This is a genomic window from Paenibacillus sp. ClWae2A, from assembly GCF_032452295.1.
GTDB lineage: Bacteria > Bacillota > Bacilli > Paenibacillales > Paenibacillaceae > Paenibacillus.
Genome location: NZ_JAULSQ010000012.1, coordinates 111978 through 131705, shown reverse-complemented (window position 1 = coordinate 131705; position 19728 = coordinate 111978). Strand labels below are relative to the sequence as shown.

Sequence of the window (19728 nt, the reverse complement as noted above, 5' to 3'; positions counted from 1 at the left end):
GTGAGGGGGTCATTTTGGATACTGAAAAAGAAATATTCTTAGTGGTGCTAGTCGTATTTACACTCACAGATTTGATAAAACTCACAAGGGAGTGGTTCAAGCATTAAACGACGCACTTAAAACAACTCAATTATGATGTGATGTTGCAAACAAGATATAGACCACCAATAGGAGTATGCTTAACTCCCCTACTGGTGGTCTATATAATATTTTTTAATTTCCTATTTTCCTCGTTCGTTATTCCAAATCAGAGTGTGCAGTTGTGGGAGTACTCTAACAGTTTGCATTTCTGGATCATTAATAACCAAATTGAATAACCATTCTAATTTGTTTAGTAGTTGTCCTGCAATACTTTCACTGCGTGTTACCTCAGCATTTCCTACTTGAAGATATAAAGTAATGTCAGGAAATAAACTTTGAACTTTTTTTGCATAAAGATAATCAGTTTCATCAAAAATAACTACTTTCAAAGAGACGTTTGAATGTTGGAGGTTCGCAAAGATAGATTGAAGAATCCCCCAATCTGTTGACATTAAAGAACTAGGAGGTTTAGGGCTAATGGTTAATATATCAACATCATTAAACCAGTCTTTCCAAATACTCCCTTGTGTTTCGACAATGATTTTTTTTGACCTTTTATGAAGTTCAGAAATAAGATCATGCATAGGTTCATTATAGAGGGCAGGATTACCACCTGATATTGTGACATAGGTACAACCATCTAATCCAATTGAATTCAGTTTATCAATAATTTCTAAACTGGTTAAACGTTGTATACTTGATTTGCTAGAGCCATCCCAGGTAAAAGCTGAATCACACCAGGAGCACTTGTAATCACATCCGTATAAACGAACAAACATTGTCTTCAGTCCAATAACTGAACCTTCTCCTTGAATAGTCGGTCCGAAAAGCTCAATTACTGGAAGTTTACTCATAATCGCAAACTCCACTTTGTGCATAAAAAGGTCCTTCATGATCTATATCTGAAGCAAAGACTTCTACCCAACTTGTAGACGTTTCCCAAAGTTTTATGGACCATACTGGAAGGTTGGCTTTAATAAGTTCAAAACAAATGTACTTTGACATATTCTCTGCGGTTGTACGACATCCAACGATACAAACCTTTGATCCAGTAGACTTTAGTGTTTGGAGAACAGGTTCATTCCCCGCTGCTAGAAAAGCATGGTCAAACTTATCTATAATAACCTCATTAACAATTTTTTTGAGATCACTAAAATCCATAACGAATCCTTCGTTGGACACATCTTCAGAACCGTAAGTTGTACCTCTAATGACAACCTCAAGTTTATACGTATGCCCATGAACATTTGCACATTTCCCATTGTGACCTATAAGTTGATGAGCGGCATCAAATTGAAAAATCTTGCACACATTAATTTCGTTTTTCATAAAATATTGCCCCTCTCTTGAAGATATTGTTCTAATCCTGCTTTACGCAAAAGACATGCTGGGCATTCACCGCATCCGTCTCCAATAATTCCATTGTAGCAAGTTAATGTTTTCGTTCTCACAAAATCAAGATGTCCTAACTGATCCGCTAACTCCCAAGTTTGTTTTTTATTTAGCCACATTAACGGCGTATGAATTACAAAGTTGTAGTCCATTGAAAGGTTTAATGTGACATTTAGAGACTTAACAAAAACATCTCGACAATCTGGGTAGCCACTAAAATCGGTTTGACATACACCCGTAATAATATGGTAGTAACCTAATTGCTTAGCTAAAATGGCTGCAAAGGAAAGGAATAACATGTTACGGCCATCTACAAATGTATTTGGAAGAGTCCCTTCGCTACCTGCTTCTATTTCAATATCTTTTCTAGTTAGCGCATTAGGTGCTAATTGATTGAGTAAATTAAGATCCAGAACATGGTGCTTTACGTTAAGTTCTTTTGCAATTTCAGATGCACATTCTAATTCTAGTTTATGACGTTGGCCGTATTGGAAAGAGACAGTTTGAACTTCATCATATTCTTTTAATGCCCAGAGTAGGCAGGTAGTACTATCTTGTCCTCCACTAAATACAACAAGTGCTTTATTATTCATAGGTTAGTCTCCTTTGCTGATGCTCTATGAGCAGTATGCTACATAACAAGTATATCACTATACGGTCAGGAATCATGTTTACTCTTCTGGTGCGATTACAGGTAAACGTGGAATAAATTATTTGTTGTTAGAACTTTCTTTAAACCTTCGAGTACCCAATGAGTCAAAAGAGGGGGGTAGCTGATTTCAAAATCCTATTATATAATAGTTGGAATACTGATAAAATTGAGAAAAGGTGAACAAATGAAATACCTAGTTATTCTATTATACTTAGCGGCTATTGTTACAGCGAATGTCGTAACAGCAGGAACAAAACCTATCCAAATTGGAATGTTTATTATTCCAGCAGGGTCCTTTATTATTGGGGCTACCTTTATCCTTAGAGATTTTGTTCAGATTTTTGTAGGGAGAAGAGTGGTATATATTCTTATTATCCTGGCAATGATTTTGTCTGGAGCAACTTCATATTTACTTGGTGATGGGCTTTGGATTACATTTGCATCTGTTTTGACTTTTTTAGTATCGGAGACAACTGATACGGAAATATATACTCGTTTAAAGTTTCCTTTTTATCTGCGTGTAATGTATAGCGGCATTGTTGGGGGCTTCTTAGATAGTATAATTTTTGTTGTGGTAGGCTTATCACCACTTGGGGCAAACTTTATTCCATGGAATGCAGTTGTATATGCAATTTTAGGACAGATTATTGTTAAAACTGTTGTTCAGTTGCTTGCATCTGGTGTAATTCGTCTCTCATTGAATAAAAGATTGGACCGATTTGTTTAAGAGTAGTGACATTTTAATTAAAAAGAGATATATGTTAATATTGCAGGGGAACAAACATTTGTATATAGGGATACGGAGGACATATGGAAAAGCGCATATTAGTGGTAACCTCATGTACGGGTGAGAAAATAAGTAAGCCCGAAAATCAATTGTTATTTGAAGATTTTCAGGATGAAAACAGATTACATCAGAGAGAAACCGAATTATCCCCGTATAGAACAACTGCCAAGGATATGTACACAGGTAGTCAACATCTGGCATTGATGGATGGTATTAATACTTACCGTGAACACGGGGGAAACATTGATCTTAATATAATTTCTGCAGGATATGGATTGTTAAGTGAGAACGACAAGATTGTTCCTTATGAAGTGACGTTTAACAATATGAATTCCCAAACTATAAAGAATTGGTCAAAAAAACAAAGAATCACCGAAACGCTGCAAGAAAGAGTTCGTGAATACGATTTGGTGTTCTTTCTTCTTGGTGATAAGTATCTACAATCTGTTGAATGGCCGCTGAGCATTAGTGGTCAACAAAGATTTTTCTTTTTTGCTGGGAATTCAAGCAGAACTAGAGTTATGGTTGAAGAAAATTATCATCTTCTTTCCATAGGAGAGGATGAGGCTAAAGTATTTAGATTTGGACTCATTGGTATTAAGGGATTCCTTTTTGCCCAACTGTTAAAACAAGCTGCTGCTGTGGGCCACCGTAAGGTCTGGGAAGATCTTTATTTAAACCCATCTAAAGTACGCGATTATGTTATGGAATCTTTTGTAAGCAAAGACAAGCAACTCACTCTATCTGATTTTTCTGAAAAAGAAAATAGAGTTGACTCACTAAAAGCATCTCAACTCTTAACTTTTTATAGTGAGTTATTCCCGGTACCGGATTCTTTAATTGCTGTAAACTATAAAAAGGAACTTAATTTCTTTTTGCCAGAGAATGATGATCGTGTGGATCCAAATTATGATTTTATAAATGATGTCTCTCATAAGGATCGGAATCCGCTCCTTCATGATGTCTATTCTCACCAGATTTATGGAACTCCTCAATATGATGGTTTGTTGGTGTCTAAAGTCAATATTGATAATGCAACTAAACAAAAGGTTCAACTTATAAAAGAAATGGGTGGCATTCACAAGTTTCTCCATCTGCCTGAGGACTTTCCAATCATGGGGGATTGCGGAGCATTCAGTTATATTAGCAGCGAAGTTCCACCGTATACAACGAAGCAAATTATCGACTATTATGATGAATTAGGAATCAATTATGGTGTTTCCGTTGATCACTTGGTCGTTGGTCCATTCAAGAAGGATTTGGACACAAGGCAGTTTAGGTATGAGTTGACTCTGAAAAAGGCCGAGGAATTTATTGTCGAATTCCGTAAAGGGACTCATAAGTTTCATCCGATTGGAATTATTCAAGGATGGGATCCCCAGTCGTTCAAAGAAGCAGCGCTGCATTTAATTAACTTAGGTTATGACTATATTGCGATAGGTGGACTTGCAAGGGAACAATCGGGAAAAATATATGAGATTTTAAGAGAAATTTCACCGATTATTCCAAACGAAAATTTCCGTTTGCACTTGTTTGGGGTCGCACGTGATATGCGTACTATGAAATCCTTTCATAAACTAGGGGTTACTTCATTCGACTCTAGTTCCCCGTTGCGACGCGCGTGGTTAGGTTCAGGACACAATTATCATGCTTTAAGTGGAAAACACTATACGGCCATTCGAATTCCAGAAGCGAAAGAAACGTCCGGAAGAGTGAAAAAGATGGTCCAAGAAGGAAAGGGAGAGTTCCTTCAATATAAGGAACTTGAACAGAATGCTTTAAAGGCATTGAGAGCATTTAGTAGTGGAGAATTGGGATTGGAAGAAGCCCTATCAGCCATATTACGATATGATGAGTTACTAGGTGAGAAACGTGAAGTCCATGAAGATCTTTACCGTGAGGTGCTCTCTGAACGTCCATGGGAGACATGTGGATGTGAAATATGTAAGACAATTGGTATTGATACAATAGTGTTCCGTGGGAATAATCGAAACAGAAGAAGAGGTTTCCATAATACACATGTATATCATGAGCAAGTAAAAGCACTCAGAAAGTCTTTAAATATAGAATAAATAATAGTAAATTTTGATTTTTACTATGTAGCAGTACTGCATAAGTTGCCTTAGTGTGATACACTAGGGCTTATTTGCTTTGGGGGAGTTCCATGCAATTTTCAATTGATGGAGTACGTAGGTTAAATAGGAACGATAAAACAGGTCATTTTTGCGTTGTTACATTACATAGGCTAAAATTATGGGATTTTCCTGTTATAAATACAGCAATCTTTAACCAGAATGTTGTTACAGTAAGTTATGAAGAAATTATAGAACAGGCAAAAGATAAAATAAAATTATCTAATCCGGTGTTCCTCTATCCTCTACCAGATGGTGATGAAGGGGATGAATATGTAACAATTTTTATTTCTTCAAACAATTCTTTAGCCGAATACTGTGAGAAAGTAATACTAGCTTATGATTTCATCAATCGAATAGTTGAGAGAACGGATAAGCTCAGTAGTAACTCTACCAAATTACTTACTCTTCAATCGTTGCAGAGTATCCTTAAGATGCTTAACAATGTCAAAATTAGAAATGAAGAATGGCCTAACTATTGTAGCGACTTCATCCAATATTTAAAGTGCCTAATAAAAGAGTATCCGTATCTCGGATACCTGCCTGTTATGGAGCGAAAAAAATTTAGAGAAAGATCTGTTGCGGATACAAGTTTTGCATGGGAGTTTTATATAAAGTTTTTCGTAGATGAATGGAAATCTGAAGATTATGTAATTAACCTGCCAAACTTATCAAAACCATTTCATCATATGGGTTGGACGGGGGACTTTTTTCAACGAGATAACCCCTTTTGGCAATCTTACCTTAGTAAGAATGGGAAATTTCGATTTCATCGTGCTGTTCGTGAATCTATATATGAAATCTGGAAAGAATGGATAGAGTGAGCCTAAAAAAGGCTCACTCTTTTTATTTATTTAGCGGTAGCTGAGATAAAAAAACTATGGTAAAATGCATTTATCACGTAAAATCACGTAAAAAATAGGAGGGGATATCATGCAATTTTATGTTGGATGGTCTCATAGTGATGCTATATTCACAGATTATTATCCAGATTGCTCTATACTTGTAAGCGCTGTTCCTGATAATAAGGGGTCCTTAGGAAAATTCAAAACAAAACCCAAAAATATAATACTGGATTGTGGATCGGTCTATTATGTAAAGCAAGAAACTCGTCCATCACTTAAAGATATATTTCAAATACAAATATCTTTTCTTGAGAGTTGTGATCCCTGTAAGGCTTATATGGTTCACTTCGATGAACCGATGTTAAACAAAACATCATTATCCGAAAGATATATGGCTATGGAAAAAACCTTGTTTAATGCTTACGAATATATGAATCTTTTTAATTCTAAAAGTTTGCCTGGACATGTAGTACCAATGGGGGTAATTCAAGGCTACGATCGGGTAAGTATAGAGTTTTCTGCGAGGGAGTTATCTCGAATGGGTTATAGATCATTCGGAATCGGTTCTTTATTGTTCCAAAATCAAAGTAAACAAATTGAAATGATTAACTACGCAGCAGATATAGTTGGACCTTCTAACCTTCATGTCTTTGGAGTAACAGGGGTTCCTCAGATGCGAGCTATGATTGATATTGGGGTGAAATCTTTTGATTCTACGAGGCCAACAATGGCAGCAGCTTTCTTTCAGGTATTTTATAGTAGACCATTTAAAACCTATTTTTTGTCCAAGTCACACGCAAAATTAACTAGTCCAAGGCTCAGTGAACCGCTTCCTTGTAATTGTCCTGTATGCCAAGTTGATGCGCAAAATTTATTTATTCCCTCTCCAAGAGAATACATGAAACTAAGATCGATACATAATTACTATCATCTTTCTATTGTAATAAATGACTTCTTAACAGAAAAGAGTGGAGGTGAGACATGTGCTTTTTCAAATGTGTTACGGACCGGAAATTGAGTCAATCTATGAAACGATTAGAGAACATAGGGGCATTAAGATCAGTACACTCCGAGAAGCATATCAATATACAGACGAAGGAGATATTACTTCCTTAATTGAGGGCGTTATAACTATACTTCTGGATCTTCATTTTATAGTGAAAGAAGAAGGATTACTTTTTGCTGTTGATGATAAGGCATGGAGTAATAAAGATGTATTTAGACGATTAGGTAAGATATCAATGTCACAAAGCAAAGATGAAGAAAGTTTAAATTACATCTTTTCATCCTTATACAATGAAGTTTTTGTAAAACAAGATAAGATTTTTGAAACCAACATTCATTATCATGTAAACAAAAGGTTCACAAGAACAATGATTGGTCAAGAAAAAATTAATGCTTGGAAACGGATGATGGAATCTTGGGGAGCGGGAAGACGGGTATACACAGGGTTTTATGCCTTGCCGCATATATCGTTTTTACAAGAAATTATAGAGGAGGTGGGTGAATGGGAAGGGGCACTTCATCCATTTTGTGAGGAAAAGATCCATCCTATTCTACCTTGCATCACTTCAGAAGGGATGATCTTTAGAGGATTGATTTTTGGATTAATGGGCTTACAGCATAAATCACTCGAAATTAGTTACAAACAAGACCTACCTTTTAAATCGTACGGACCTAATCAAGAGTGGAATTGGATTCAACTAAAAAAGAATTAGGGGGGAACGATGACGATGTTACCATGTCTAAATAAAGATGCGTTAAAGTTATTGGTAGGCACCGCAGATGAGAGGTATAACTATTCTTCAGAGTACTTTCGTAAAACGCACTTTCCTCAAGTCATGCATAGATATCATGGTAGTCAACTTCTTGAAGAAATAAGTGAAAACGAACTATATAAAAATTTATTAGATGTGGATTCTGAAGGAAACCGCGTGTTTTTCTTGTTTGGATCTACTGGGTCTGGTAAATCAGAGTTATTGTGTTGGATCAAAGATAAATGGCAGCAGCATGAGGTAAATCGCCCTGTCGTTCGTATATCCCGTACTGAGTTAAATCCTCAGATTTTGATAAAGAAATGTTATTCTGAAATAGGTATTCCTTTAGGGATATCTATTGATGAAACCCGTTGGAATCTACTAATTAAGAAACCCATAACCTTAATAAATCAAATTGTGTGGTCAACGCTATCAGAAATTCTTCCTTCCGATGAAGAGATTGTTCCAACTGCATTATTAATTAGGCCTGTTATTGAAAAGAATGTAACAGAATTTATAGTGCAAGTGCAGAATGGTCGAATTAAGAAGCCCTTGGAAGTACTGCATCAAGTTCAGTTTGATGAGTTAATATCAAGCACCACGCTTCAAATTCCTGTTGAGTATTCCTTATTAAGAAAGAAACTATCTCAAAAATTAGATCAATTCCTATTTGAAGGTAAAGATATTGCTTCTCTATTTAAGGAGTTGACAGAGAAAATAAAAAGATTGAATATACGTCCTTTGTTATTAATTGATGATCTTGTACAGTCAGTTAATATATACGCTTCTGACTTGCTCGATCAGATAATTACCCTTGAGGAAGGAACGTGGGATGTAGTCATTGGTCTTACACCAGGAGCTGTGCGAGACACTGATAAAGGATTTGATCTAACACAACGAATTCAAAATTTGGATACCATTACAGACAGAGTGAAAAAGTTGTGGTTGTCTGATGAGTCAGGAAAGGATTTTTACAACCTAAATCGCTCTCAAGTGGTTAGTTATATGTCCAATTATTTAGTGCAATTAAAGGCTTCTCAAGGGTACAATTGCGGTAATCAATGCCCCCATTATTCAGAGTGTAAAGGATACAGCATTCCAGAAAAAGAGAATGATGATGAAAAAATAGCACAAGAGATAAATCTCTTACCGTTTAATCGTCATTTAATCAGAAGAACATTCGATGCTATTCCGGTGGGGAAGGGTAAACTTAGATATATGATTCTCAATTGTAAAGAGCTACTTCGTTTTTTTCAGAGTGGAAAAAAAGATAAGATATCCAGAGTTCTTCCTTTAGTGGAAAGGGAGAAATTCTCTGATCATCCGGAGCTTTTTATAAAGACGTATGCTGAATGGTACGTTTCTGAAGGAAAGAACGAATGTTTTATTCCCCAAAAGATATTGAGCTATTTTGGATTTCCTGATGGAGCAATGAAAGTATGCTTAAACACTCTTGAAAGTAGGGGGGAGATTAACTCTGTTTTGTTAACAAAAGGAGTTCCACTACCTAATGTAGTTAAATCTACAGTGAGAGAGTGGGCTGAAGGTAAAAGAGTCAATCCAGAACTTCTTGAACCTGTCAGGTTAGGTGTATCTTCTCTCATTCATGAAGTAGTAAAAGGTGTAAATATGTCCCTACCGTTCACTCCAAGAATGACAGCAACGATCCAAAGGAGAAGTGTAGTGAACCGGACTCGCTATCCTATTACATTTGATTCAAAGGGGATAGGAGTAAGAAGTATATTCGTTAATCGAGGTTTTGCAGCACTCCAAATATCAAATTTTCAATCGTTAAAGCATTCAGAAAAAACTAGAGCTTTTCAACAAATTGCAAATGAATATGAAACTGCAAGATGGATATATGAATCTGAAGAGATACAACGTAGTTGGCATTGGGAGCTAGAAAGTGGTCTGGGAATGCCCATTGGTTCATTTGTTTACCTATTGAAAAGTTGGGCTGAAACATGCATTGAAGTTGGAAATGCCCACTGGTCATCAGAGATACAAAAACAGCTCCCTTTAACTCGGGATGTGGTAAATCTCATTGAGGATAGTTTTAAGGATTGGCATTTGTTGCGAGATAACATGATTAAAATCCCCAAATCTAGTCATAAAAGAGAATTGGCTATTGAATTTGATATATGGCTGAAGCGTTATCAACCTATCAAGGTGCTGGAACAATACCAAATTGGAGAGGAATCACTCAATATCTTTTTTATAAGATTAAAAAATAATTATTTAACTTATCGCGATTTATTAGATAAGCACCTAAAGCAAAAAATCCAATTTGCAAAAGGCATGCTTCCCTTTTTGCTGGGAACGGGAAATAAAGAATACCTGGTACATGCAGATAGAATAAACAGTTTCGATGTAACAACGTCATATATGCTCAGCGATTACTTAAATTATTCGGAATTCGAAGAAAGCCTTGAGCAAGAGGAAATAGTGAACAAGTTTTCAATTAGTACATCACTATATAATGATGTGATGAACTTGTCTAAGCAATTTGAATCAGTATGTTTAGTAGTTGAAAAACAAATGGGGGAGTTCAACAAAATATTAAATAAGGATTGGAGTTGTGATCTTCCGGATTGGTCAATGCTTTCTTTAGAAAAAGAAGAGTTAACTAAGACTATAAATAGTCTAAGTATGCTGGTACACTGTTTATCCATTTCTCGAAATGCTTGGACAGAAGTCCTACGTTCCAACCACTTAATAAAAGACGTAAAATTAGTAAAAACAATATGGGCTAGGTTAGTGGAAGTTGCAAAACAGTTAGTAAGAAGAAGCACAGTAAATATAGATGTTCAGAATCTTATTAATGAATGGCAGTGTATTGATTTTTATGAACTTAAAACTCGTTTGGAAGTGATGGACATACGAGAAGCTGGGCAACAGAGTGTGATCAAACATCTAAAAAATGATCTTGGATACAAAAGTATAAATAATTTAGATGACTTGATAATTAAAATTGAACTTAATGAAGATTTACGACCATCTGTTAAGAGACATCTGAAGTTGCTATTAGAGCAGGGCTTTACTACGCTTCCTCCTATGCAATGGAAGCGATTGTTGGATGAATTAAAAATGAGATTCCCAACTCTTTTCGAAGTGGTAGAAATACGATTAGTTGCTTCAAGGATCTAGATATAATCTTGAAAAAGCTTAGAGGCTTAGCCTCTAAGCTTTTTTGTTACAAAAGGTATTATATGTATGATATTTTTCGTTAAAAACGTAATCTATTCCTCCCTAAATTCTTTTTTCCAAAGTAGTTCATATATGGTACGATATCTCTATTCGGTAGTTATATAGTTTTATTTTCCCAATCTTAAGGAGGACTTTATGCTTACTCTATATACTTATGATAATCAGAGACCAGCAGAATCAGAAATTAAAAATCTTATTATAAAGGAACGTAGTTATACATATTTAACTGCCACCATGGCTATTGCTACTCAACGGGAAAAAGATGGTCTAATACCTGCGGAGCAAGTTTTCCAAGACGATGAAGGTAAAGACCGTAAAAAGGCACTATTTGCTGATGTACTAAGGGAGTGGACAAAGCGTGAGTATTTGTTAGCACCGCGTGGCGAAGCCAAAACAATGTTATTCCGGGCTATGGATGAAGTTTCTAAAGATGACATAAGCCTGCGCAATTTATTACGCCATGATTTTATGTCTTGGAGTCGTTTATTGTATGATCTAGCTGCACAGGGGATCGATTTACGTATTGAGGAACTTTCAAAAATAAAGAAGGACCAACTTGTTAATCCAAAGATAGAGGACTATCTGAAAGAGATTCAAAAAACATTTTATGATAATTTGAGAAGAGAAAATAAAAAAATATTTGAGCAGGCTATTCGAGAGTATCTTACGAATAACCAAATTACTACGGATATAGTTATAATGGAAGGTTTTACATTTTTGACCGATTTACAAAAATGGTTTATAGAGCAGTGTGAGAAGCAAGGAAAAGAAGTATTCTTCTTAGCACCCTATAATGATAATCAAAAGCAAGCTTATCAAATAATTAGAAACACATACGACTTTGTTTGGGCTGGTCGTATTTCAATTGAAACGAGTAAATTAAGTACCAAAGAGGATATCAAATATATTCAAAATAATCTATTCGCTGATAGCGAACCTCAGATTTTCCCTGAACAAGTTGAGAATGTTTCTTTGAGACAGTTTGTAAATCGGGATCGTGAGCTCCAGGGCTGCCTTGAACAAATAGAGAAGTGGTTTAGTGAAGGTTTGTACCAACCTGAAGAAATTGTAATTGTTACTCGTAGGGCAAAAGAATTTAATGATCGTTTTCAGGACTATCTTTCCATGAAGCCCTTAGAATTTACAGATGAAAATGGGAATAAACATTTGGTAACTCTACCAAACAATCCGAGATTACTGTTGTTAACACCTGTTGGGAGATTTATTTTAAATCTCTATCAATTATGGCATGAAGAAGGTTTTTTACTTGAATCAAATGAATTCGAATCCATTATAGCGTCTGGATGGCTGGGTGCATCAATTCAAGACTCGACATCCTTATTTAGAGCCGCAAAAAATCAGTATTTTACTGCGTGCAAAACCAAAGACGAATGGATTGAAAAACTAGAGCAATTGGAAAGATATAGCGAAGAAACAGATGATGTACGTCTTCCAACTAAATTAATCGATTCTGAAACAGTTAGGAACTGGAATAAGGTTGTGGAGATGTTATACTCCGTTTGTTACAGATTATTTTCAAACAAAAAATCCCCAGTGGCAGAGCATATTGAAAAATTGCAAGAGCAATTAAACGAAATGCTTCCAGAAGATATTCGGAAATCAGAGAAAGAAGTTCTGGAAAAAATCAGGGAGGTGTTTGATGAGTTAAGTAATTATTATTCCATTGATCTTACAACAACTGAATTTGGGGATGCTCTTCATGCTATAACTCGGGGAGAAAATGATAATGAAGATGAAGAGGAGCAAGAAAAATCAGATGTAAAAAGTCATAATCTTCGTATTGTTATACCAGAGACATTAGACGGAATACAGTTTAAGGCTGTGATATATGTAGGATGCGACAATGTGCATTCACCTGTTCTATATCCTGAGCCGTGGCCCTTTTATAAGGACGGAAGAAGAGAGCATTTGTACAAAGAGAGATATATGTTTATGACTGTAGTAAAATCTGTACAAGAAAATCTTGTGATTAGCTATTCCCAGAAGGATGGAGACCATTCTTTTCAACCAAGTACATATTTTCAAGAAATTGAGAGAGTACTAGGGACTAAAAGAGAAAAAAAGGCTCTTCTCGATACACTTGATATAAGTAAAGCGCCTGAAGATATAAAGCAATCAAAGGTACGTTCGGCTAGAAGGAAAGAGTATAGTTTGAGTGAAATAGCTCATTATGGTCTGTGTCCACTCAGATATAGACTTGAGATGCTACATCCAGAAGTACGAATGTATCGTAATGAGTGGCAACTTGAGATTTACGCGCAAGGAGTATGGCTTAATCGTATTTTTAGTCTAATTGAAAGAAATAAAGAAGAAAAACCTTATTCTTTACCTACTTCACAGTTCCTAATGAAATATATGCAATCTTCGAAAGAGGGAATGTTGAGGTTATTTCCTGCCTTTGGTTCAATAACTTGGCATTCAATAGAGAACCAAGTTAAGAATCAAATTAAATATTTCGAAGATTGGACTAAAAATTATTTTAAAGGTGTTAAAAAAGGGAAGAAGGAATCTTTTCGTGTGATGTTATCTGGGACGAATGAAGAGAGGACAGTAAAAATCAGTCTTGATGTTCCATTCATAGCTGACAGAACAAAAATACAGTCACCAATTATAAATTACCTACAGACAGAAGAATGGCTGCTACCAGGAAGCAATAAAGATGAAAAGAGTGGAAATGGGGCAGATGAAGATATTGATATTGAAGGAGTTAGTTTATTTCCTACACAAAAAAGAGCTGTTGATTGGTGGAGAGACACCATTAATTCTTACTATATGGTAGAAGTGGAAAAAAAGAGCGGAACCCACTGGTACATTAAAAAATTAGAGAAACATTATTCAGGTGTAAAAGAAAAAATAGTACATTGGATAAATAACATTGAGAGTAGTAATTTTCCGAAAAATACTGGGGATCACTGCAAATCATGTCCTGTCAGGTTAGAGTGTTTAGGTATAACTGTAGCAAAGGAGGATTTCACTGAATGAGTATTCTAAGAGGTGGTATTTCTTTATCAGAGGAACAGGCCGTTATAGTCGACAGTGTCAGAGATACCGATAAAATTACAATTGTCTCAGCAGGAGCTGGATCGGGTAAAACGCGTACGATGGTAGCTACTGTTTTACAATTAATAGATGATGGAGAAGTAAATATAGACGAATTTGCATTGATTACATTTACAAATAAAGCTTCAGATGAGATGCGTGAGAGACTAGAAAATGGAGTATATGACCGAGTTAAAGAAGCAGAGAAAAATAATGACTGGGCTCAACGTACAAGATGGATCGAGCAGAAAGAACGAATAGCATCAACATTTATTGGCACAATTCATAAATTTTGCACAATGCTACTTCGGAATTTTGGATACACAGAGAATATAGCTCATGAATCTCAAATATTGATGGCTAAACATTACTTTAGAACTGCTATGAAAAAGACTATGAGTGAGGCGTTGGATAATCCTGAAACACAGTGTCTTTTTGACATAGGAAAAATAGAATGGGCAACATATCAAATGGCTAATAAAATTGAAAAATGGTATGAAGAGATTCGAAACAGGGGCTACTCTGTTAAAGATATGGTAGAAAAAACATTTGCTCAAAATGAAAAGGATGATAATCAAAATTATCGTAATGCTATTGCTCGTATACTGGATATGTTAGAGACAAATTACCATGAAGAAAAGAATAGTGTTAACGGTATGGACACAAATGACTTGCTTCATAAGAGTGCTGCCCTTATTGAACAGCATAGGGATCAAATAACTCCATTAGTTGCTTCCCGCTTTCAATACTTATTTGTTGATGAGTTTCAAGATACAGATGAGTTACAAATGCGGATCATACAGGAGTTATCACCAAAATTGCAGCATGTACTCGTTGTGGGTGATCGTAAACAAGCTATTTATGCATTTAGAGGATCAAACCATCGAGTGTTAGAAAAGATAGCTAATGAAAATAAAAAGCCTCTGCTTTCTCTTAGTGCTTCTAGACGCCCGACTATGCCGTTATTTCAGGCTCAAACGTCTCTATTTACACACATGGGAGAGCGCTATAATTTTTTGTTAGATAAATCTACTCAGGCAGATGATGCTCATAATCCTACAGATTCATTGTTACCCTTTCAATATGAACATATAAATGTATATTCTGAACGTACACAACCGATAGCTCAACGCTTAGTGGAAAAAATAAATGAATTCATTGGTCAACAAATCGATGATAGATCTGAGGGATTGCGTCAAATTGAGTATAGAGATATTTGTGTGTTGTTTCGATCAAATTATCAAATATCTCAATACGCTTCGCTAATGCCAGAAAGTATTCCTATTCAAACGGATTTTGGAGGGGGGTTCTTTCGTAAACCTGAAATCATATCTTGTTATTATATGTTACAGGCTATAATTAAGTATCCTGATGATGTCTCCCTTGATCTTGCCCTTGAAACGCCTTTTCTCCCTTTTAAAGCTTCAAGTTCTATTTATCGTAGTACTGGTGAGAATTTAGTACTTTGTGATTGGTTCGAAAATGAAGAGGATTGCCAGGAGTGGTACGAGGGTATCCAAAAAATACGAAAACAGATGAAACTTGATTTAGTACCAAAGTTATTAACTGATATTTATGATTTTACTAAAGTGAGAGAATACTACGGTAAATTAGGCGACCTCCAAGCAGTGGCAAATCTTGAGAAATTAGTTATGTGGTCACGAGACCTAATGAATACTGAAGCATTAACTTTACAGCAATTTTTTGATCGATTTCAATCCGCTCTTTTATCGGGTATGGAGACAGACGAAGCCAGCACTGGTGAAGAGGAAATTAGGTCTAACAAAGTAAGGTTCTCTACCATACATTCGGCAAAAGGATTGGAATATCCGATCGTAATTATTCCAGATATCGGTCGTCCGCTTCTAAAGGAAAATAATATACCCGATTTCATACCACATCCCGATTGGGGTATTGATCTTAAATTGCCTGGGGAAGTAGGACTGGGACCCTCTTCCAAGTACAATGAGTGGATCAACTCCTTTAAAAGCAATTTTTTAGAGGAAGAAGCCCGAATATTCTATGTAGCGGTAACTAGAGCAGAACACGTTATTTGTTTAATCGGGCATGGTAAAACGAAGGCGGGAGAGATAGGAAATCAAAATTGGTCTTGGCAGGACGAAGTTTTGAGTGCAAGATCGGCACTCGAATCATTAGGAAGTGGTGTAGTGAAGATAAGCCTAAACTAAAATAAATAATGTTTGAGTATAAATGCTATTAAAGAACGTGATTCATGTAGGTAGTCTGTACTGCAGTTCTCTTTAGCCCAGCGAAAAATGAAGCCAGATATTAGCCATTTTTCGTTGAGCTATATGGGTGAAATTTTGAGTCTCTGTATACAGAAAAGAGTGGAAATAATATTTGAAAGGAGAAAGATAAGATGGATTTCTATGCTTTTCCGGTTAGAATGGGAGATTGTTTTCTTGTCAAAGACGAAGAGTTTCATCTTTTAGTGGATGGTGGAGATGGGCGTACTAATATAGCTAAATACATATCTAAAATAACGAATAAGCTCAATGTAGTAATCTGTACTCACTATGATAAGGATCATATATACGGGCTTATCAAGTTATTAAGAAAAATTTTAATGGGAGGCACTACAATCACACTCGATGAAGTATGGCTCCCAGATATCTTTGCTCGAATTAATGTAACCAAGTTATCTAAAAATAGTAAAATTGTTGTATCAGAAGAAGTAAAAAGGAGGATTTATGCAATATGGGAAAATGAAGAGCGGGAGGAGTTGTCTAATGAAGATATCGAAAAAAAACTAGAAATAATATCGGAACTGGTGTGGCTTTGTTACCATCTCAGTTATCGTTTTGGTATCAGGTTTAGATGGTTTAGTTTTTGTGATAATATAATCGACAAGGAAATAGATCATAATATTTACGAAATAAACTGTAAAGAGTACACAAGAGTAATTGAGCCTTATGACTCTGATGATGAAGTGATTTTCCATCTAACTGAGATTAACAGAGAAAGTTTAGTTTTTAGATACAACAATGTGCAAGAGAATATTGCAAATATCTTATTTACTGCAGACTCTAATTTTAAATTTTGCAAGGGTGAAGAAGTGAAATTTAATTCTGGTAATACTGTAGTAACAGTTCCACATCACGGTTCATCAGACAAAGAGCATAAACCTGTTTATCAAAATATTGCTAATAAAGATTTCTTCTTTGTTAGGAGTAGTGAAAGGCATTCCAGTAGACCTTGTTTGGAGTTCAAAAATATAAATTATAATAAAAGAGCATGTACGAGATGTGGTGTTACTGGTACAGACGAGCAGACTGTTCATTTGACGAATTCAAATGGAGCTTGGAGTTTAGACCCATTAAATTCATTTTGTAGTTGCTAAGGCTAATTAAAAATCATTCATATGACACGTTATCGGAGGAAATGATGGAGAGTGAGTTAAATTCATATGCTACTTACCTAGAAGAGTTCCAAAACAGTCTATACAATCTATCAACAATAGGTAAAGATCAAGAGGGTAAACCATTTACATATCCTCATAATTTTTGTAACTTTGCTTCGGTCATTACCTTATATGCTCTCCTTTCTAAAGATAAGACTTTTTTTAGTCAGTTTAGAATACAGAGAATTAATGTTTTTTTTGGAGGAGAAGAATGCAAACATTGGCTAATAGTACACAGTGAGGATGGTAAACTTTTTAAGTTGGAGAAACCAGTGATCGATATGACAATACATCAATTTGATGAGAACATAAAGCCGGGCATATTTATGCAATATCCATTGGAGCATAAAGTAGTTAGAGATGATTCCAATCACATCGAAACTTTAATCTACATAATGGAACAATCGGGACATCCTCCAAATATCGATGATGAAATAATTAATATATTTCGTGAGATAACCCAAAAGAAAATACCTTTTCTAAATTGGTGATGTTATTTCCGTTTATTTTTTACACTTATAAAGTGAACATTTCCTGTCCGATATTTGTAGACCTTTGTAGACAAAATGAATATTTCAAGATAATTCAATTTAATTTATAATAATATAAGGTAATGAATACAGAAGTTTATATCCTTATCAAATAAGCATTCTGGATACATGCTAATATAATTTAAAAGAACTCAATAATATGGTGACAGGGGTTCGACTCCCCTCGCCTCCATTAGAGTCAAGAAACCATCAACCAGCGTTCTGGTTGGTGGTTTTTAGTTTATGCTATAATCTTTGTAAAATAAGCTGATGCCAGCCCGATATACTCTGTAATCTCCCAAAGGGGGCAAAAAAGCATGAGCCAAACGCAGCAACAGATCCGCGATTTTGTTGCAGGGATGCAAGCATATGTATCGCCAGTCAATGTGATTAATCCTTGGAGCGATTATGTGACGGGTTATGATATCGGCCCCGAAGCGGTGAAGATTCGTTCTGAACATTTGGTCAGGTATTTGGAACCAAGAATGTCCAAGGCTCGGTACATTTTTATTGCTGAAGCTGTGGGCTATCAAGGGGCGAGGTTCTCCGGCGTACCCTTGACGTCCGAGCGAATGGTTACCGGGCATCACTCTCTGGTGAATCACCAGATGATTTTTGCAGGTGATCCGGGTGTCCGAACAAGCCTACCCAATATCGCCAAACCTAACCGGAGTCAGGCATTGTATGGTTTCGCAGAACCGACAGCATCCATCATATGGGGTGAAGTGTTATCCAGTTCAAGGTGGAAACCAACGGACTTTATATTTTGGAACATTTATCCCTTTCATCCTTATCAATCTGCCGAAAACAGGATGACGAATCGAACGCCGACTTTGGCAGAGTTGGAGGATGGTGTGGTATTCGCCAGACAGCTTATGCAACTAAATCCTGATGCTCAGATCGTGGCTATTGGCAGAAAGGCAGCAGACACGTTAAGCTCACATCTCATTAAACATCACCATGTTCCTCATCCTGCAAATGGAAGGGCAGTACAATTCCAAAAAGCAGTAAGGTCCATTATCTAGCCCATTTTTAACTGGAGGAATGTAAGGCTGACATATGCGTTTTTATCATCCAAGTGCTATACACATAACGTAATGCCCTATCATATAAAGATTGGTTGGTGAAGCTAAATGAGTGAAAAATACTGGCTTGTGGTGCAATATCCACTGAAGAGCGCGCAGGGCAGCAAACGAGATCATTGGTTGAAGGAAAAGGTGATGGAATATCTGGAAACCGTTCTAACCCAGGCCGATTTGGGAGAGGTGGATGGATGTGATCTGGGTAGCCGTGTGGCTGATCCTAAGGAATATGTAATGAACATTTTCTGTGTGGTAACGGACGAAGATCGGAGCATAGCGCTAATTAAAAAAGTGCTGAGGGAGAGTCGGCTGGATTATACCCGCATCCAAATCGCTACGATGCCATATGGAACAGAAGGAAGCTACACGCTGAAATATGCCTCCAAAAAAGGAGTTACCGAATTCTCGCTTTGATCACGATTCGCTGTTACTTACCATAACGAACTCTGTACTTGTCCTACCCGAGGGCAGTTTGCCCCCGACAATTTCCCACTTCAATTCATCATACGAGAAGACCATGATTGGACTTCCCAACCTTAACTACTCGATCAATACGCTGCCAGTAGTCTGAAATATGCAACTACATATCGTAATCCTGCTCAAAAGTATACGCATACGCAAGGTATATCAAGAGACGTTTATCATCGTCTTTTGTGTATTCAGATCCTCCGCCTCCCCGCTTCTCTCTCCATCCGGTACAAACCACATCTTATTATCTATACCTCCAAAATTTTATAAAGCAACACTTCTTGCGGCTCCAATTACGGGCCCCTACCCCTTGC

15 protein-coding genes are annotated in these 19728 nt (G+C 36.3%); 12 read left to right on the top strand and 3 right to left on the bottom strand.

What is annotated here, in order from left to right:
* Positions 1-221: 221 nt before the first annotated feature.
* The 3 genes from queE to queC are packed head-to-tail and all read right to left on the bottom strand — an operon-like array spanning position 222 to position 2066.
* Complete coding sequence (gene queE, locus QVE09_RS25590; protein ID WP_315939097.1) at positions 222-935, bottom strand: 7-carboxy-7-deazaguanine synthase QueE; 714 nt, start codon at positions 933-935, stop codon at positions 222-224.
* Positions 928-1410, bottom strand: coding sequence for a 6-carboxytetrahydropterin synthase QueD (queD, locus tag QVE09_RS25585; RefSeq protein WP_315939096.1), 483 nt, complete (start codon positions 1408-1410; stop codon positions 928-930). The genes queE and queD overlap by 8 nt, the downstream gene beginning before the upstream one ends.
* Positions 1407-2066: a 7-cyano-7-deazaguanine synthase QueC gene (queC, locus tag QVE09_RS25580; protein ID WP_315939095.1), complete on the bottom strand. Its 660-nt coding sequence runs from the start codon at positions 2064-2066 to the stop codon at positions 1407-1409. The genes queD and queC overlap by 4 nt, the downstream gene beginning before the upstream one ends.
* A gap of 243 nt (positions 2067-2309) precedes the next feature.
* Here queC and QVE09_RS25575 point away from each other — a divergent pair, with 243 nt between their 5' ends.
* The 12 genes from QVE09_RS25575 to QVE09_RS25520 all read left to right on the top strand — a co-directional run bounded on the left by QVE09_RS25575 (position 2310) and on the right by QVE09_RS25520 (position 19360).
* Complete coding sequence (locus QVE09_RS25575; RefSeq protein ID WP_264934929.1) at positions 2310-2852, top strand: VUT family protein; 543 nt, start codon at positions 2310-2312, stop codon at positions 2850-2852.
* Positions 2853-2935: 83 nt separating this feature from the next.
* Positions 2936-4984: a tRNA-guanine transglycosylase DpdA gene (dpdA, locus tag QVE09_RS25570; protein ID WP_315939094.1), complete on the top strand. Its 2049-nt coding sequence runs from the start codon at positions 2936-2938 to the stop codon at positions 4982-4984.
* A 92-nt stretch (positions 4985-5076) separates the two neighbouring features.
* Positions 5077-5868: a hypothetical protein gene (locus QVE09_RS25565; RefSeq protein ID WP_315939093.1), complete on the top strand. Its 792-nt coding sequence runs from the start codon at positions 5077-5079 to the stop codon at positions 5866-5868.
* 109 nt (positions 5869-5977) lie between these two features.
* Positions 5978-6907, top strand: coding sequence for a queuine tRNA-ribosyltransferase (locus QVE09_RS25560; protein WP_315939092.1), 930 nt, complete (start codon positions 5978-5980; stop codon positions 6905-6907).
* Complete coding sequence (locus tag QVE09_RS25555) at positions 6873-7607, top strand: hypothetical protein (protein ID WP_315939091.1); 735 nt, start codon at positions 6873-6875, stop codon at positions 7605-7607. Before QVE09_RS25560 ends, QVE09_RS25555 begins: the two co-directional genes overlap by 35 nt.
* 9 nt (positions 7608-7616) lie before the next feature.
* A complete protein-coding gene (locus QVE09_RS25550) occupies positions 7617-10793 on the top strand; it encodes a P-loop NTPase fold protein (RefSeq protein ID WP_315939090.1) in 3177 nt (1058 codons plus the stop codon).
* Between the two features lie 195 nt (positions 10794-10988).
* The gene (locus QVE09_RS25545) at positions 10989-13856 is read left to right on the top strand and encodes a PD-(D/E)XK nuclease family protein (protein ID WP_315939089.1); all 2868 of its coding nucleotides are present in this window, start codon (positions 10989-10991) and stop codon (positions 13854-13856) included.
* Positions 13853-16102, top strand: a complete 2250-nt coding sequence (locus QVE09_RS25540; protein WP_315939088.1) for a UvrD-helicase domain-containing protein — start codon at positions 13853-13855, stop codon at positions 16100-16102. Before QVE09_RS25545 ends, QVE09_RS25540 begins: the two co-directional genes overlap by 4 nt.
* A gap of 191 nt (positions 16103-16293) precedes the next feature.
* A complete protein-coding gene (locus QVE09_RS25535; RefSeq protein ID WP_315939087.1) occupies positions 16294-17274 on the top strand; it encodes an MBL fold metallo-hydrolase in 981 nt (326 codons plus the stop codon).
* Positions 17275-17318: 44 nt separating this feature from the next.
* Positions 17319-17825 carry a hypothetical protein gene (locus tag QVE09_RS25530; protein ID WP_315939086.1) on the top strand — a complete coding sequence of 169 codons (507 nt, stop codon included), beginning with the start codon at positions 17319-17321 and terminating at the stop codon, positions 17823-17825.
* A gap of 356 nt (positions 17826-18181) precedes the next feature.
* Entirely contained in the window at positions 18182-18889 is a 708-nt protein-coding gene (locus QVE09_RS25525; protein ID WP_315939085.1) for a uracil-DNA glycosylase, read from the top strand.
* Positions 18890-18997: 108 nt separating this feature from the next.
* Positions 18998-19360, top strand: coding sequence for a hypothetical protein (locus tag QVE09_RS25520; protein WP_315939084.1), 363 nt, complete (start codon positions 18998-19000; stop codon positions 19358-19360).
* Positions 19361-19728 lie beyond the last annotated feature (368 nt).

Excerpts from the sequence above, each read along its gene's own strand:
- queE (WP_315939097.1), bottom strand. The coding sequence starts at position 935 with ATGAGTAAACTTCCAGTAATTGAGCTTTTCGGACCGACTATTCAAGGA.
- queD (WP_315939096.1), bottom strand. The coding sequence starts at position 1,410 with ATGAAAAACGAAATTAATGTGTGCAAGATTTTTCAATTTGATGCCGCT.
- queC (WP_315939095.1), bottom strand. The coding sequence starts at position 2,066 with ATGAATAATAAAGCACTTGTTGTATTTAGTGGAGGACAAGATAGTACT.
- QVE09_RS25575 (WP_264934929.1), top strand. The coding sequence starts at position 2,310 with ATGAAATACCTAGTTATTCTATTATACTTAGCGGCTATTGTTACAGCG.
- dpdA (WP_315939094.1), top strand. The coding sequence starts at position 2,936 with ATGGAAAAGCGCATATTAGTGGTAACCTCATGTACGGGTGAGAAAATA.
- QVE09_RS25565 (WP_315939093.1), top strand. The coding sequence starts at position 5,077 with ATGCAATTTTCAATTGATGGAGTACGTAGGTTAAATAGGAACGATAAA.
- QVE09_RS25560 (WP_315939092.1), top strand. The coding sequence starts at position 5,978 with ATGCAATTTTATGTTGGATGGTCTCATAGTGATGCTATATTCACAGAT.
- QVE09_RS25550 (WP_315939090.1), top strand. The coding sequence starts at position 7,617 with ATGACGATGTTACCATGTCTAAATAAAGATGCGTTAAAGTTATTGGTA.
- QVE09_RS25545 (WP_315939089.1), top strand. The coding sequence starts at position 10,989 with ATGCTTACTCTATATACTTATGATAATCAGAGACCAGCAGAATCAGAA.
- QVE09_RS25540 (WP_315939088.1), top strand. The coding sequence starts at position 13,853 with ATGAGTATTCTAAGAGGTGGTATTTCTTTATCAGAGGAACAGGCCGTT.
- QVE09_RS25535 (WP_315939087.1), top strand. The coding sequence starts at position 16,294 with ATGGATTTCTATGCTTTTCCGGTTAGAATGGGAGATTGTTTTCTTGTC.
- QVE09_RS25530 (WP_315939086.1), top strand. The coding sequence starts at position 17,319 with ATGGAGAGTGAGTTAAATTCATATGCTACTTACCTAGAAGAGTTCCAA.
- QVE09_RS25525 (WP_315939085.1), top strand. The coding sequence starts at position 18,182 with ATGAGCCAAACGCAGCAACAGATCCGCGATTTTGTTGCAGGGATGCAA.
- QVE09_RS25520 (WP_315939084.1), top strand. The coding sequence starts at position 18,998 with ATGAGTGAAAAATACTGGCTTGTGGTGCAATATCCACTGAAGAGCGCG.